Source organism: Oceanospirillum linum, assembly GCF_001995095.2.
Taxonomy (GTDB): Bacteria; Pseudomonadota; Gammaproteobacteria; order Pseudomonadales; family Halomonadaceae; genus Oceanospirillum; species Oceanospirillum linum.
The window spans coordinates 1-380 of the sequence record NZ_MTSD02000268.1; the positions used below are offsets into that span (position 1 = coordinate 1).

At 40.5% G+C, this 380-nt stretch carries 1 protein-coding gene; it reads left to right on the top strand.

The window, feature by feature from the left end; all coding sequences use genetic code 11:
* Window positions 1-206 precede the first annotated feature (206 nt).
* On the top strand, window positions 207-380 hold a 174-nt coding region (locus BTA35_RS17580; RefSeq protein WP_500690219.1), incomplete at its 3' end, for a thiolase family protein.

The following is a 380-nucleotide window of genomic DNA, read 5'->3' on the forward strand; positions in this document are numbered from 1 at the left end:
AGGCAATGAAGTTACACACACAAGTAACGCCATTCCTGTACAGGTAGCTTAATCCTGTATTGAGCAATATCTGATTTTTCTAAAGCTGACCTAAGGTCGGCTTTTTTTTTGTCATCATTTTAGTGTATTTTCTTTTTACCGTGCCTGTAGCATTATGCTATGTTGCAAAGCACAATAAAACCGCCACTGCTAGGAAGGAAATACTTATGCAAGAAGTTGTAATCGTCGCAGCAGGTCGTACCGCTATTGGTAGTTTCAATGGCAGCCTTAGCTCAGTATCAGCTGTTGACTTAGGCGCGGCCGTCATCAAAGGATTGTTAGAACAAACTGGTATTGATCCAAAACAAATTGATGAAGTGTTACTAGGCCAAGTACTAACT